At 60.7% G+C, this 12,719-nt stretch carries 15 protein-coding genes and 1 riboswitch; of the genes, 10 read left to right on the forward strand and 5 right to left on the reverse strand.

Annotated elements, in window-relative coordinates; genetic code table 11:
- Positions 1-9 precede the first annotated feature (9 nt).
- The 7 genes from BWP39_RS09105 (at position 10) to BWP39_RS09135 (ending at position 6,088) form a co-directional block, all read left to right on the forward strand.
- Positions 10-927, forward strand: coding sequence for an acetaldehyde dehydrogenase (acetylating) (locus BWP39_RS09105; RefSeq protein WP_096719081.1), 918 nt, complete (start codon positions 10-12; stop codon positions 925-927).
- Positions 928-939: 12 nt separating this feature from the next.
- Entirely contained in the window at positions 940-1,995 is a 1,056-nt protein-coding gene (gene dmpG / locus BWP39_RS09110) for a 4-hydroxy-2-oxovalerate aldolase (RefSeq protein ID WP_096719083.1), read from the forward strand.
- A 47-nt stretch (positions 1,996-2,042) separates the two neighbouring features.
- Positions 2,043-2,978: a pseudouridine-5'-phosphate glycosidase gene (locus BWP39_RS09115; RefSeq protein WP_096719085.1), complete on the forward strand. Its 936-nt coding sequence runs from the start codon at positions 2,043-2,045 to the stop codon at positions 2,976-2,978.
- Between the two features lie 110 nt (positions 2,979-3,088).
- Positions 3,089-3,436 (forward strand): hypothetical protein, encoded by a 348-nt coding sequence (locus BWP39_RS09120; RefSeq protein WP_096719087.1) that lies wholly within the window; start codon positions 3,089-3,091, stop codon positions 3,434-3,436.
- Positions 3,437-3,678: 242 nt separating this feature from the next.
- Positions 3,679-4,047, forward strand: coding sequence for a BlaI/MecI/CopY family transcriptional regulator (locus BWP39_RS09125; RefSeq protein ID WP_096719089.1), 369 nt, complete (start codon positions 3,679-3,681; stop codon positions 4,045-4,047).
- A gap of 5 nt (positions 4,048-4,052) precedes the next feature.
- Complete coding sequence (locus BWP39_RS09130; protein ID WP_096719091.1) at positions 4,053-5,621, forward strand: M56 family metallopeptidase; 1,569 nt, start codon at positions 4,053-4,055, stop codon at positions 5,619-5,621.
- Positions 5,622-5,680: 59 nt separating this feature from the next.
- Positions 5,681-6,088 (forward strand): NUDIX domain-containing protein, encoded by a 408-nt coding sequence (locus tag BWP39_RS09135; protein ID WP_096719093.1) that lies wholly within the window; start codon positions 5,681-5,683, stop codon positions 6,086-6,088.
- Between the two features lie 63 nt (positions 6,089-6,151).
- Here BWP39_RS09135 and BWP39_RS09140 read toward each other — a convergent pair whose 3' ends face one another.
- Complete coding sequence (locus tag BWP39_RS09140; RefSeq protein ID WP_096719095.1) at positions 6,152-6,619, reverse strand: Lrp/AsnC family transcriptional regulator; 468 nt, start codon at positions 6,617-6,619, stop codon at positions 6,152-6,154.
- A 130-nt stretch (positions 6,620-6,749) separates the two neighbouring features.
- Between BWP39_RS09140 and BWP39_RS09145 the strand changes: the two genes are divergently transcribed.
- The gene (locus tag BWP39_RS09145; protein ID WP_096719097.1) at positions 6,750-7,376 is read left to right on the forward strand and encodes a cysteine dioxygenase family protein; all 627 of its coding nucleotides are present in this window, start codon (positions 6,750-6,752) and stop codon (positions 7,374-7,376) included.
- Positions 7,377-7,577: 201 nt separating this feature from the next.
- Here the strand turns inward: BWP39_RS09145 and BWP39_RS09155 are convergent, their stop codons facing one another.
- The 3 genes from BWP39_RS09155 to BWP39_RS09165 form a co-directional block, all read right to left on the reverse strand.
- Positions 7,578-8,225: an NAD(P)-dependent oxidoreductase gene (locus tag BWP39_RS09155; protein ID WP_096719099.1), complete on the reverse strand. Its 648-nt coding sequence runs from the start codon at positions 8,223-8,225 to the stop codon at positions 7,578-7,580.
- Positions 8,226-8,348: 123 nt separating this feature from the next.
- Entirely contained in the window at positions 8,349-8,804 is a 456-nt protein-coding gene (locus BWP39_RS09160) for an Rrf2 family transcriptional regulator (protein ID WP_096719101.1), read from the reverse strand.
- 84 nt (positions 8,805-8,888) lie between these two features.
- The gene (locus BWP39_RS09165; RefSeq protein WP_235851409.1) at positions 8,889-9,335 is read right to left on the reverse strand and encodes a hypothetical protein; all 447 of its coding nucleotides are present in this window, start codon (positions 9,333-9,335) and stop codon (positions 8,889-8,891) included.
- 237 nt (positions 9,336-9,572) lie between these two features.
- Here BWP39_RS09165 and BWP39_RS09170 point away from each other — a divergent pair, with 237 nt between their 5' ends.
- Entirely contained in the window at positions 9,573-10,154 is a 582-nt protein-coding gene (locus BWP39_RS09170; protein WP_096719103.1) for a DJ-1/PfpI family protein, read from the forward strand.
- Between the two features lie 37 nt (positions 10,155-10,191).
- Here the strand turns inward: BWP39_RS09170 and BWP39_RS09175 are convergent, their stop codons facing one another.
- On the reverse strand, positions 10,192-11,844 hold the full coding sequence (locus BWP39_RS09175) for a sensor histidine kinase (protein ID WP_096719105.1): 1,653 nt from the start codon (positions 11,842-11,844) through the stop codon (positions 10,192-10,194).
- Positions 11,845-12,052: 208 nt separating this feature from the next.
- Positions 12,053-12,114, forward strand: a riboswitch (Fluoride riboswitch).
- A gap of 89 nt (positions 12,115-12,203) precedes the next feature.
- Between BWP39_RS09175 and crcB the strand changes: the two genes are divergently transcribed.
- The gene (crcB, locus tag BWP39_RS09180; RefSeq protein ID WP_096719107.1) at positions 12,204-12,584 is read left to right on the forward strand and encodes a fluoride efflux transporter CrcB; all 381 of its coding nucleotides are present in this window, start codon (positions 12,204-12,206) and stop codon (positions 12,582-12,584) included.
- Positions 12,585-12,719: the final 135 nt, after the last annotated feature.

Raw genomic sequence — 12,719 nt, forward strand, 5'->3', positions numbered from 1 at the left:
GGAGTGGGCATGTCAACGAACAAAGTGAAATGTGCATTGATCGGTCCCGGCAACATCGGCACCGATCTGCTGGCCAAACTGCAGCGCAGTGAGGTGCTGGAGCCGGTGTGGATGGTCGGCATCGACCCTGAGTCGGACGGTCTCAAGAAAGCGCGGGCGCTGGGTCTGAAGACCACCGCCGAAGGTGTGGACGGCCTGCTGCCGCATGTGCAAGCCGACGGCATCCAGATCGCCTTCGATGCGACGAGCGCCTATGTGCATGCAGAGAATTCACGCAAGCTCAATGCGCTGGGCGTCATGATGATCGACCTGACGCCCGCGGCGATTGGGCCTTACTGCGTACCGTCGGTGAATCTGGCGCAGCACGTGGGCACGGGCGAGATGAACGTCAACATGGTGACGTGCGGCGGCCAGGCGACGATACCGATGGTGCACGCGGTCTCGCGCGTTCAGCCGGTACGCTACGCCGAAATCGTCGCCACGGTGTCGAGCCGCTCGGCCGGCCCAGGGACACGCAAGAATATCGACGAGTTCACGCGCACGACAGCCGGCGCTGTTGCGAAGGTGGGCGGTGCAGCGCAGGGCAAGGCCATCATCGTCATCAACCCGGCAGACCCGCCGCTCATCATGCGCGACACCGTCCATTGCATTGTCGAGGGAACGCCCGATGCCGCCGCGATCGAAAAGTCCGTGCACGAGATGATCGAACAGGTGCGTCAGTACGTGCCTGGTTACCGGCTCGTCAATGGTCCGGTATTCGACGGCGAGCGCGTTTCGATCTATCTCGAGGTTGAAGGACTCGGCGACTATCTGCCGACATACGCCGGCAATCTGGACATCATGACGGCAGCCGCAGCGCGCACCGCCGAGATGTTCGCCAAAGAGATCCTGCGCGGCTCGCTCAAGCTCGAACCCGTCATCCACTGAGGAAAACCGGACATGAACGTCAAGAGCAGCAAGATCGTCGTGCATGACATGACACTGCGCGACGGTATGCATCCCAAGCGGCATCAGATGACGCTTGAACAGATGAAGACCATTGCCCAGGGTCTCGACAAGGCAGGTGTACCGCTGATCGAAGTGACCCACGGCGATGGTCTGGGCGGAAGCTCGGTGAACTACGGGTTCCCCGCGCACACCGACGAGGAATATCTCTCCGCGGTCGTGCCGCTCATGAAGCAGGCGCGTGTTTCGGCGCTGCTGATCCCGGGAATCGGCACCGTCGATCATCTGCGGATGGCGCACGAACTCGGCGTGAACACGATCCGCGTGGCAACGCATTGCACCGAGGCCGATGTGTCGGAGCAGCACGTCACGCTGGCGCGCAACCTCGACATGGATACCGTGGGCTTCCTGATGATGGCGCATATGAATTCGCCAGAAGGTCTGGCCAGCCAGGCGAAGCTGATGGAGCGCTATGGCGCAAACTGCGTGTACGTAACGGACTCGGCGGGCTATATGCTGCCCGACGACGTTAAGTGTCGCCTTGCTGCCGTGCGTGCAGCACTGAAGCCCGAAACCGAAATCGGTTTTCACGGGCATCACAACCTCGCGATGGGCGTAGCCAACTCCATCGCCGCTATCGAAGCGGGCGCGACTCGCATCGATGCCGCCGCCGCGGGACTTGGCGCGGGTGCGGGCAACACGCCGATGGAAGTTCTTGTCGCGGTATGCGAGCGCATGGGCATCGAGACCGGTGTCGACGTCTGGAAGATACAGGACGTCGCGGAAGATCTCGTCGTGCCGATCATGGATTTTCCGATTCGCATCGATCGCGATGCACTGACGCTCGGCTATGCGGGCGTTTACGGTTCCTTCCTTCTGTTTGCGAAGCGCGCGGAGAAGAGGTACGGTGTTCCGGCTCGCGACATCCTTGTTGAACTCGGACGGCGTGGCATGGTGGGTGGTCAGGAGGATATGATCGAAGACACCGCGCTCACGCTGGCGAGAGCACGCGAGCGGGTGTCGTCGGGCGCAGCATCGGGTACCGCGTGAATTCCGCACTATGCGTCGCTGCGAGTGGTCTTGAGGGGAAGCGAATCATGTCATCGAGCGAACTATTGGAGATCCAACCGGAGGTCGCTGCGGCACTGAATGCGGGCAAGCCCGTTGTAGCGCTGGAATCGTCGATCATTTCGCATGGCTCCTCCTGGCCAAAGAGCGCTGAAACTGCGCTTGGGCTCGAAGCCGAAGTACGCGCGCACGGCGCATTGCCTGCTACCTGTGCGATTCTGCACGGTCGCATCAAGATCGGTCTAACGCGTGACGAGATTGAACGCCTTAGCCGCGGCGGTCATGAAGTGGCGAAGGTTAGCCGGCGCGACATCGGGATACTCGTGGCGTCCGGCGGCACTGGCGCGACCACGCTCTCGGCGACGATGATCATGGCCGACCTGGCGGGGATCCGGGTGGTCTCGGCAGGCGGGCTTGGCGGCGTACATCGTGGCGCGCATGAGAGCTTCGATATCTCCGCCGATCTGCAGGAACTAGCGCGCACGCCGGTGGCACTCGTGTGCGCCGGTATCAAATCGATTCTCGATATCCGGTTGACACTCGAGTACCTGGAAACGCACGGCGTACCGGTGATCGGCTATCGCACTGCAAACCTCCCCGGGTACTTTAGCCGCGATAGCGGGTTTGGCGTCGACGTGCGGCTTGATGATCCCCAGCAGATCGCGCGGGTCATGAAATCGAACCGGGAACTGGGCTTGAACAATGGGATTGTCGTTGCGAATCCGATTCCCGAACCCTTTGCGTTGCCGCGCGAGGTCGTCGATCTCGCGATCGAGCAGGCGTTGGCGGAAGCGGACGCAGAAGGTATCGCCGGTAAGGCCGTGACACCTTTTCTGATTTCCCGTGTCGATGCGTTGACCGGGGGAAGCAGTGGGACGGGTAGCGTTCAGCTCGGTCTTAACAACGCGAGGCTGGCGGCAGCGATCGCGGTTGCTTATGCGGCGCTGGCTAACCAGAGAAACTAGATGGAAGAAATATTCGCGGATACACTACAGACGCGAAACATGTGACCAGGCTAAAGCCGATCGATCATTCGCGCACCCACATTCGACCAGTACGACAGCACGGGAACATCATGATTCGTCATGCACTCGCTGTTATTGCGCTCTCTATCTGCACGCACGCCAGTGCGAAGCCTCTAGCTGTTCCTGACGAAGATCGTGCCTCGGCAAGAGCGGAAACACTCACAGGCAAGTACCAGCTAACCACGGACAAGATCGATTGCCTGGAATTTGAAACGTCCGACGAACGATCGTACTTCCTTGTCCGGGTTCGGGAAAATCACACTCAGGAATGCGGTGGCGATCCGAACGTGTCGCCTACCCTGTTCTTTCTCAAGATCAGAAAGAGCGATGGGCGGGCGCTGACTAATGCCTATGATGGTGTGCATTTCGTCCGGCTAAAGCGCGTGCAGGAGAAGTAGCCGGGCTACTCGTTCTGACGTGACAGGCGCCACACCGAAAACCGCACCGAAAACGCTGTCGAATATCTATTCCGGTCGAGTTCGGCGCAATTCACTTTCAGATCAATTACGCGACATCAAGACTCGCGCTCACGGCACCACAGCTTCCATGGTGAGGCTTCGGGGCCCACATCAACTATAAAAATAGTTGACAGCACACTGCTTCGATCCTACGATCTACTACATCTTTAGTAGGAGGCAATTTGGACATCTCGCTGACTGACCGGGAGGCCGACGTCATGCAGATACTGTGGGAGAGTGGCCCCTCAGTTGTGAATGAGGTTCGTGATGGACTTGCCGATGACCTTGCCTATACCACGGTTCTGACGATCCTTCGTACGCTGGAAAGCAAGGGTTATGTAACTCATGTGGAAGAAGGTCGTGGACACCGCTATGCAGCCGCAGTTCAGCAGCAAGCAGCACGAAAAAGTGCCTTGCAGCACCTCACGAGCAAGTTATTCGCGGGATCAACAGAGTTGCTATTCGCTCACTTGGTGGCCGACAAAAATCTCACGCCGAAAGAGATTCGTCGTATGCGTGAGCTACTGAAAGAGAAACCTGGCGAGGAGTAATCGCGATGCTGACGTGGATGATTTATGCAGTGTCGGTATCGGCGGTTCTATCTGCAGCCGCGTTCATTGCCGAACACTCCGCACGGCAACGACAATCGTCCAGCAGATGGTTCTGGCTTCTTGCAATCGCCGCATCGCTCGCAATTCCAGCGGCTATGACGTCGGTTTCAATCGAAATTCCCGTGGGGCTGAGGCCGTCGGTACCTCAGAACGTGATTGCCCTGCATGAGATCACATCCACGCATCTATCTCCCGCAGTCTGGATTGAGAATCACGATGGTGATTCATCGACGTTCCGGCTCGCTCAATTCCATGCGAAAGACGCGTGGTATACCGTGTCGGTATTGATGATTCTCGTTCTGCTGATTACCGCAACGAATTTGCAGTGGCGCAAACGGCAATGGACTGCGGCATCTGTCTGCGGCGTTTCGGTGTATCTATCCGCCGACGTTGGTCCCGCGGTTGTCGGTCTTCTCCGTCCGCGGATTGTTCTCCCCGTCTGGTTGCTCGATTCGCCTCCAGAGCAACAGGCTGCCGTCATCGCGCACGAAACGTCGCACATAGACGCTCGTGACCCGATGCTCCTAACGATCGCACTCTGTCTCATCGCGCTTATGCCATGGAACCTGCCACTCTGGTGGCAATTGCGACGACTCCGGTGTGCCATTGAGGTCGACTGCGACGCGAGAGTCCTGAAGGCTGGGCACAAGGTTGCTGTTTATGGCGAAACGCTGATCGCGGTGGGAGAAAGGCAATCGAGATATATCGGATCGGTAGCCGGTATGTCCGAGTCCAGATCCTTTTTGGAGCGACGTCTAAAGCTGATGCTGCGGAAACCTGCCAAACGGAAAGTGCTCGTTGCAGTCCTTCTAGGATGCATGTCAATCACGCTGGTTACTCTGGCCGCACAAGTGAGCCCACCTATCATGAACGATGCTTCGAACGAACATACTCAAGTGCCGATATCTGCTGAAATTCTCGATCGATATGTCGGAACGTACAAAGCTAGCGATACGTCTGTGATGAAAGTCCGACGCGAAGGTGACCACCTGGAGACACAACGTACGGGACAAGTATGGATTGAAAAATTTCCGACGAGTGATACGGAGTTTTTTGCAAAGACCGTCAAGGTAATCCAGAGGTTTGTCGTCGACAATCAGGGGCACGTTACTGCCACGATAGTTCACCAGAACGGTCGCGAACAGACACTGCCACGTATCCCCACTGCCGAGGGGGAGAAAATCGAGGCGACGCTCGCTGCGAAGGTCAAGAGCCAGATTGCCACTTCGGGGACCGAAGCTGCACTGCGCCGTAACATTGAGGGCTTGCAGTCGGGGAACCCGATATATTCCGAAATGTCGCCCGAATTACAACAAGCTACGCGAGAGCAACTGCCTGATCTGAAGGAGGGCCTAAATGAACTGGGCCCTGTTCAAGGCGTCAAGTTTGTAGGTGTTGGCAATCAGGGTTGGGACATATACCAGGTTACTCACGAGTCAGGGTCTTCCACCTGGCGCATCCATCTCGCCCCAAACAGCATTATCGATGGCCTGCTAGTACAAGCGGGTCCCTGAATGAACTCTGGATCGAACAGCCTTAACGGCCAGAATCGATCATCTTTAGCTGAAGTAGCATGAAATACGTGAATGTCGTCCTGGGTTTGATCATCCACGGCGATTGCATCCTGGTCGGCAAGAAAGTAGATGGTTATCACCCCGCCGGGCTCGGCGGTCTTTGGGTACTGCCCGGCGGCCGGGTCGAGGAAGGCGAGTCTCTTGAACAAGCTCTTGTGCGCGAGATTCAAGAGGAAACCGCGTTGGCGATTCGTATCGAGCAGAGCTTGGGCGAGCATCTGCAGTACCTCACCGATACCACCGTAACGCTCAACTACTTTCGGTGCCGCGCGGTTTCGAACGCCGCCCGCCCGGGGGACGATCTGGAACGGGTCTCATGGCTAAAAAAGCCGGAGGCATACGCGCGCCTCGCTCCGGCCGTTCGGGAAACCTTTCCCCTAGAGCTAGCCAAATGGTTTCGCGACTAAGCCTCTACCGCTGAGGGCATCTTGCAAACCTGGCTAGTCGGTCGTCTCATCGCCAGATAAGCACTACACCGAAAACCGCACCGGCAACGCCGTCGAATACTTGATCTGTTCCATAGCAAAACTGGAACTCACGTCATAAAGCGGCACCGCACGAATCAGCAGCTTATAAACGCGATCGTAGTCGTCGATATCCGACACCACGACGCGCAGCAGATAGTCGGTCTCGCCGCTCATCCGGTACACCTCCACCACTTCCGGAATATCCTGCACGGCCTGCGTGAACGTACGCGCCCATTCCTCCGTGTGCTGGTTGGTCCGCACCGCGACGAACACCGTCGTCCCCACCCCGAGCTTACGCGGGTCGCATAACGCGACCTGCGCCCGAATCACTCCCATCTCCTTCAGACGTTGCACGCGTTTCCAGCAGGGTGTCTGCGACAGGTTCACGCGTTGCGCGAGTTCCGCGACCGGCATCGTCGCATCCTCCTGCAGCAGTTCCAGCAGCTTGCGGTCGATGATATCCATTGCCATGAGCACACCAATATAGAAAATTATTCTACTTATCCCGTTTCTAGAGGAATTATAAGGAACCTCTTTCTCCGTACAAGTCGGTATAAATAGCAGTGTTTGAAACCTGATCAAATATATCGCGGAAGTTTTGATGAATCACACTACCTGTCTGCCATCCATCGAGGCGCCTGCCATCGCACGCCTCGCCCGTGCACTCGATGCAGCGTTAGCAGTGTGCGCCGGCACCACCGATCCGGCGGGCTGCGCAGCCTTCGCGAGCCGTGTGTCCACGGCGCTCGCCGAGGCCGCCGCGGACCCGGCGCTGCTATCGCTGGCGCAACGCCAAGGCAGCCTCGATGGATACCGCCGTCATCTGCTCGCGGCCGATCCGTGCGGCCGTTACGCGATCGCCGCGCTCGTCTGGCAGCCGGGTCAGGCAAGCCCGGTGCATGCGCATCATACGTGGTGTGGTTATGCGGTCGTCGACGGCGTACTGGCCGAAACCGTCTATAGATGGGATGTCGATACGCACCGCGCTGTCGAAGCGCGTACGCAGTTGCGCAGACGCGGCGCCGTTTCGTTCACGCGCGCCGGCCATGGTGGTATTCACCGGCTCGGCAATCTTGCCGCTCGCGGCACGGCTGCTGGCGAATCAGCCGTTTCGTTGCATCTCTATGGTGTCGCAGGCGCGCAGATCGCTACGCACGTGAATGACATCGTGCGAGTCGACGATTCGCGTGTTGCACTCGCTGCCGTGCAGCAAACCACCCCGGCATGAACGAGCGCTCCGACTAGCGAAGGCGCGTCGGCCATCCGACTCTAACCAGCACGTCGTCAGGCGCGTTCAGGGCGAACTCGTACATGCCCCAAGGCTTGTCGCCCGGATCGCCGTAGCGGCATCGACCAGCCCTATGTTCACGACGATGTGAACGTTCAATGGTTCGACGGCGCCCGCAGCGATCCAGCCAACCGGCAAGACTCAATAAGCCACCGTAGCGATCTGCCGGATAAAGCGCCCCTGCTCCAGTTCGTCGACGAACGCAGCCGCGTAATCTTCCGCCGATATCTTGCTGTCACCCTGCGCATCGACGATCAGCGTCCCCGTACCCGTGCGGTACGCGCCCGTACGCTCGCCCGGAGCGATCACCGCCGCCGGCGAAAAGAACGTCCAGTCGAGATCGGTGACGCCGCGATACAAGCCCAGTGCATCGCGATGCGCAAGCGCCACGGCCTTGTACACCTCGGGAAAGCCATCGGTATCGACGAGCTGCTTGCCCGGTGCCACTTCGAGCGAACCCGCACCACCCACCACCGCGAGCCGCTTCACGCCCGCCGCACGCACACCTTCGATAAGCGCCCGCGTCGCCAAGGCCAGCGTCGCAGCATCGCCGTGCGGCGGCGAATAGGCGCTCGCCACGACATCGTGACCGCGCGCCGCCGCCGTCACACTCGCGGCATCGAGTACATCGGCTCGTGCCGCATGCAGGTTCGCCACATCACTCGGAACCCGCTCCGGATTGCGCGCCAGCGCCGTAACCGTATGGCCGCGTCGCGCCGCTTCCGCCGCAATCCGCGAACCGATCATGCCGGTGGCGCCGAACAGCGCAATCTTCAGTGCTTGACTCATCGTCGATACTCCTTCAAAGCCGGTTATGTGTAACTACATTGATTACATATACAACGAAAAAAAGCGGGGCTTCTCCCCGTCGTCCTTCTTTACCGTCAGACCGCGTGCGCAGGTTTCGCTGCGTCATCCACTGGCTCGCCGCTTGCGCCCGCGCGAGCGTTCCGCCCGCACCACATCCGCTGTCGCATTCGCAAGCGTGCGGGCCGCGAGCGACGCTTCCATCGCCTGCTGTGCGTCATCAATGATGCCGGTTAACACGCTCTGAATGTGGCGCCCAACCATGCAGTCCGGATTCGGCGCTTCGCGGTGCAGTGCGAACAGTTGTGCATCGTCGACGGCACGATAGATTTCGATCAGCGAGATGTCTTCGGGTGCGCGCGCCAGCAGCGCCCCACCGCCCGCGCCCAGCTGCGACGTGGTGAGCCCCGCGTCTGCAAGCATCGTCAACAGACGGCGGATCAGCGCCGCATTCGTATTGACGCTCCCCGCGATCATCTCCGACGACAGCGGTACGTCATCCTGCAACGACAGCAGCGCCAGGATGTGAACCGCGAAGGCAAACCGGCTACTCGTATTCACAGCGCACCAGCCTGACGACAATGTGTAACCAGCATAAGTACATTTATACGTTCTGTCAAAAACGTCATAACAACGCGCAGTGCGTTACTTGTCCATCTGCTTCTGCGCATCGGTGGTATCGCTTGCCGACGTCGATGAAGCCGCCGACTGGCTCGACCATTCCTGCAGTCTGCGTCCCGTCGTTTCGAGGCCCGTGCCGGTCAATGCCGCCGCACGGCCGAGCGCGCCCTGAGCCGCACTTGCCGCGCTCTGCAGATGAGCCTGCGCAGTGGATGCAAGCACGGATGGATCGATGGTGATAGATGGTTTCGATGCAGCATCGAGACTTTGCTGTGCGGTAGCGCGCGCAGTATCGACCTGCTGGCCAACATAGCTCGCCGCCTGATCGAGTTTCTGACTGGCCTGCTGTGCGACGTCATTGAGTTTTGTCTGAGCAGACGTATCGTTTTTCTCGCACGCGGTCAGCGTCACGAGCAGGACAGCAGCGGCAGCGGTACGACGGAACAGGGAACGACTGGCATTCTGGATCATTGCGAGAGGGGAGCCGCTGCGAGCGGCTTTAGACACGGAAACGCAGCCATCATACGCCCGCGCGTTCGGGGGTCTCGATTCGGAGCAACCAGGACCGTCCGGGGCGGCCCAGCATGACCTGCAAATGCGGGTAAAAGCCACACACGGTCATGCGGTCCACCGTCGCGGTACTGTCAAACTCGCAGGAGTAGACTGCCTCCAGGTTCGATGAATTTCCTCTCCAACCGGAGGCATGCGATGGCAGCGAAGAAGATTCTGTTCCTGACCGGCGACTTCGCCGAGGATTACGAAACGATGGTGCCGTTCCAGGCACTCCAGGCAGTCGGCCACATCGTCGACGCGGTGTGTCCCGGCAAACACGCCGGCGAACGCATCAAGACGGCGATCCACGACTTCGAGGGCGATCAGACCTACACGGAAAAGCCCGGACACCAGTTCACGCTCAATGCAACGTTCGACGACGTCGACCCGACGCAGTACGACGCGCTCGCGATTGCCGGTGGCCGCGCACCCGAATATCTGCGGCTGAACCAGAAGGTGCTCGATATCGTGCGGCAGTTTGCCGAGGAGAAGAAGCCGATCGCGGCGGTCTGTCATGCGGCGCAGTTGCTGGCCGCCGCCGATGTGATTCGCGGCCGCCGCATTTCCGCGTACCCGGCGTGTGCGCCGGAGGTGACGCTCGCGGGCGGCGACTACGCCGATATCCCCGTCGATGCAGCGATCACCGACGCAAACTTCGTCACTGCGCCCGCATGGCCCGCGCATCCGGAATGGTTGCGGCAGTTCCTCGTGCTGCTCGGCACACGCATCGAGCTTTGACGCAACCAGGCGGCGCGCAGTGTGGCGCCGCGGCGGTTCAGCGCGTGCTGAACCGCAACTCCTGGTCCTCGGCATAGGACAGCGCGGCCGTTTCGCGCGCGAGACGGCCGGCCGCTTCCGGCAGCGACAGATAGAACGTCGTGCCGGCCCCTTCCGACGATTCCGCCCACACCCGGCCGCCATGCCGTTCGACTACGCGACGCACCAGCGCGAGCCCGATGCCCTCGCCTGTCGCGACATTCACATGCAGCCGCTGAAACGCGTTGAAAAGCCGCGGTAGCGCGACCTCCGGAATACCGAGCCCGTTGTCCCTCACATAGAAGATGCGCAACGAGTGCACGCCCGGCGGCGCCGGCGTCGTGCCGATCTCGACGAGCCCTTCGCGCGACGGATCGAGATAGTTGATCGCGTTACCGATCAGATTCGCGAACACCTGCTCGAGCGCAGTCGGGTCGCCCCAGACCGGCGGCAGATCGTGCACGACGACATTCGCGCGACGCGCCTTGATCGACACCTGCATCGCATCGACCACACGCTGCACGAGATCGCCCAGGTGCACCTGTTGCTGCCGGTACTCGACGCGGCCGACGCGCGACAGGCGCAGCAGCGCATCGATGATGTGCGACGCGCGCAGCACCGCAGTCTGCAGATAGTGCAGCGCTTCGCCGATATCGTCTTCGATCAGCCGCTCGATGCGCTGAAGATCCGCGGAAACCAACGACGACTGCCGGATTGCCGTGCGCAAATCCTCGCACGCGTGAATCAGCTCTTTCGAAAAGCCCTGCAAATTCACCAGCGGCGCGCGCAGATCATGCGACACGCTGTAGATAAACATTTCGTTTTCCTGCGTCTGCTGACGCAGTGTTTCGTTGATGCGCGCGAGTTCGTCGGCACGGCGCGCGAGGTCGGACTGGAAGCGCGCCTGCAGACGTTCGGCTTCGAGCAGACGCCGGCTCGTGTCGTGCAAGGTCAGATCGAGGTTGGCGATTTCGTCGCTACCGGGCGCGGCCGGCGCCAGCGGCTCACTACCGGCGAGCCGCCCCGCGTTCGCGGACAGCAGCGCGAGCCGCCCACTGACGCCGCGCGTGAAAAGCCAGATGGCCAGCGCGACAAACAGGATCGAGCCGATCACGGCGGTGACGATCAAGGTTTGCTGCTGCGCATGCGCCTCTTCGGCAGCCGAGGCGCGCAGCGAGTCGAGCCGCCGCTCCTCGCCCTGGAACGCGGAGACCTGGCCGCGAAAGCGGTCGAGTACATCGGTGGTGGCCTGTTCGCGGAAACGCTCGAGTACATCCTGTCGGCGCCCCGACTGCATCAGATCCTGGACGCGGTCAGACCACTGGCGATACGCCTGCACGGCCTGGCGAATCTGCCCCGCGCGTTCGACCTGGGTCGGATTGTCGGCGACCAGTTCGACGAGCTGGTCGATCCGGCGATCGATATCCATCCACAGCGCGATGGGCGTCGAGAGATTCGCGTCGCCGCCGATCACCGCGCCGCGCAGCCGCAGCGACTCGAGCAGCACCGGCTCCAGAATCGACGTGGTCTGGCGCAGCACCTCCTGACTATGCGTCGCCCAGCGTTCGGCCTCTTCGGCGTCGGCCTGCGCCTTCACGAGCCCGGACAGCAACGCCAGTTCGAACACAGCGGGAATCGCGATCAGCAGCAGCCCTTTGGTCGTCAGTCTCATGCGCGCGAGGAAGGTCGTGGGTCCCGGCGTGCGGCGCACGCGGGACGGCACATTATGTCGACGTTTTCACCGGATGACAAAGCCGCGCAACGCACCTGCCCGCGGTTCAGCGCGAAGCCCGTGCGTGCTGCATATTTTTGTGTCCGGAGCACGCCCTCCGGCCCCTCTCCGGCCCCTGTCTACCGGCCAATCCCCGCCGGTGATAGACTTCCCCGCCGGAGATGGCATTCTCCGTTAACCGCCCTCGTGGCTGATGATGCCTGCCTAGCCCGGATCACTGCGGACGCGGCATCATGTCGTTTGCAGCCCGGCCTGTCGACTTTCTGGCTTCCGGGCCCCTCTCCCGTTCACTCCCGCTCATGTATCTGTCTATTCTCGCCGTCGGCATCGGCGGTGCTGCCGGCTCCCTGCTGCGCTGGCTCCTCGGTATCCGTCTGAACGGCGTATTTCCCGCCCTGCCGCTCGGCACCCTCGCGTCCAATGTGATTGCCGGCTATGTGATCGGCGTCGCCGTCGCCTACTTTGCGCGCCACCCGGGCGTCGCGCCCGAATGGCGGCTCTTTATCATCACCGGCTTGATGGGCGGCCTGTCCACCTTCTCGACCTTCTCCGCCGAGGTCGTCCAGCGCCTGCAGGATGGGCGGCTCGGCTGGGCGGCCGGCGAAATCGCGATCCACGTCTGCGCATCGCTGGCGATGACCCTGCTGGGGATCGGCACAGTCGTGCTGGCAAGCCGCTGAAGCAGGCATGCGGTATGCATACTGCTTATCGGTGAAAATCGCAGGCAAAAAAAAGGCGCCACGTGACCGTGACGCCTTGAAAAGTTCTAGCCATTCCGAGGGCCGTGCTAGAACCTGAGAGAGGGGATCCGAAAG

This window comes from Paraburkholderia acidicola (assembly GCF_002362315.1).
In the GTDB taxonomy this organism is placed as follows: Bacteria; Pseudomonadota; Gammaproteobacteria; order Burkholderiales; family Burkholderiaceae; genus Paraburkholderia; species Paraburkholderia acidicola.

Bases quoted from the DNA above. Each gene is read 5' to 3' on its own strand.
- BWP39_RS09105 (WP_096719081.1), top strand. From the start codon at position 10: ATGTCAACGAACAAAGTGAAATGTGCATTGATCGGTCCCGGCAACATC.
- dmpG (WP_096719083.1), top strand. From the start codon at position 940: ATGAACGTCAAGAGCAGCAAGATCGTCGTGCATGACATGACACTGCGC.
- BWP39_RS09115 (WP_096719085.1), top strand. From the start codon at position 2,043: ATGTCATCGAGCGAACTATTGGAGATCCAACCGGAGGTCGCTGCGGCA.
- BWP39_RS09120 (WP_096719087.1), top strand. From the start codon at position 3,089: ATGATTCGTCATGCACTCGCTGTTATTGCGCTCTCTATCTGCACGCAC.
- BWP39_RS09130 (WP_096719091.1), top strand. From the start codon at position 4,053: ATGCTGACGTGGATGATTTATGCAGTGTCGGTATCGGCGGTTCTATCT.
- BWP39_RS09135 (WP_096719093.1), top strand. From the start codon at position 5,681: ATGAAATACGTGAATGTCGTCCTGGGTTTGATCATCCACGGCGATTGC.
- BWP39_RS09140 (WP_096719095.1), bottom strand. From the start codon at position 6,619: ATGGCAATGGATATCATCGACCGCAAGCTGCTGGAACTGCTGCAGGAG.
- BWP39_RS09145 (WP_096719097.1), top strand. From the start codon at position 6,750: ATGAATCACACTACCTGTCTGCCATCCATCGAGGCGCCTGCCATCGCA.
- BWP39_RS09155 (WP_096719099.1), bottom strand. From the start codon at position 8,225: ATGAGTCAAGCACTGAAGATTGCGCTGTTCGGCGCCACCGGCATGATC.
- BWP39_RS09165 (WP_235851409.1), bottom strand. From the start codon at position 9,335: ATGATCCAGAATGCCAGTCGTTCCCTGTTCCGTCGTACCGCTGCCGCT.
- BWP39_RS09170 (WP_096719103.1), top strand. From the start codon at position 9,573: ATGGCAGCGAAGAAGATTCTGTTCCTGACCGGCGACTTCGCCGAGGAT.
- BWP39_RS09175 (WP_096719105.1), bottom strand. From the start codon at position 11,844: ATGAGACTGACGACCAAAGGGCTGCTGCTGATCGCGATTCCCGCTGTG.
- crcB (WP_096719107.1), top strand. From the start codon at position 12,204: ATGTATCTGTCTATTCTCGCCGTCGGCATCGGCGGTGCTGCCGGCTCC.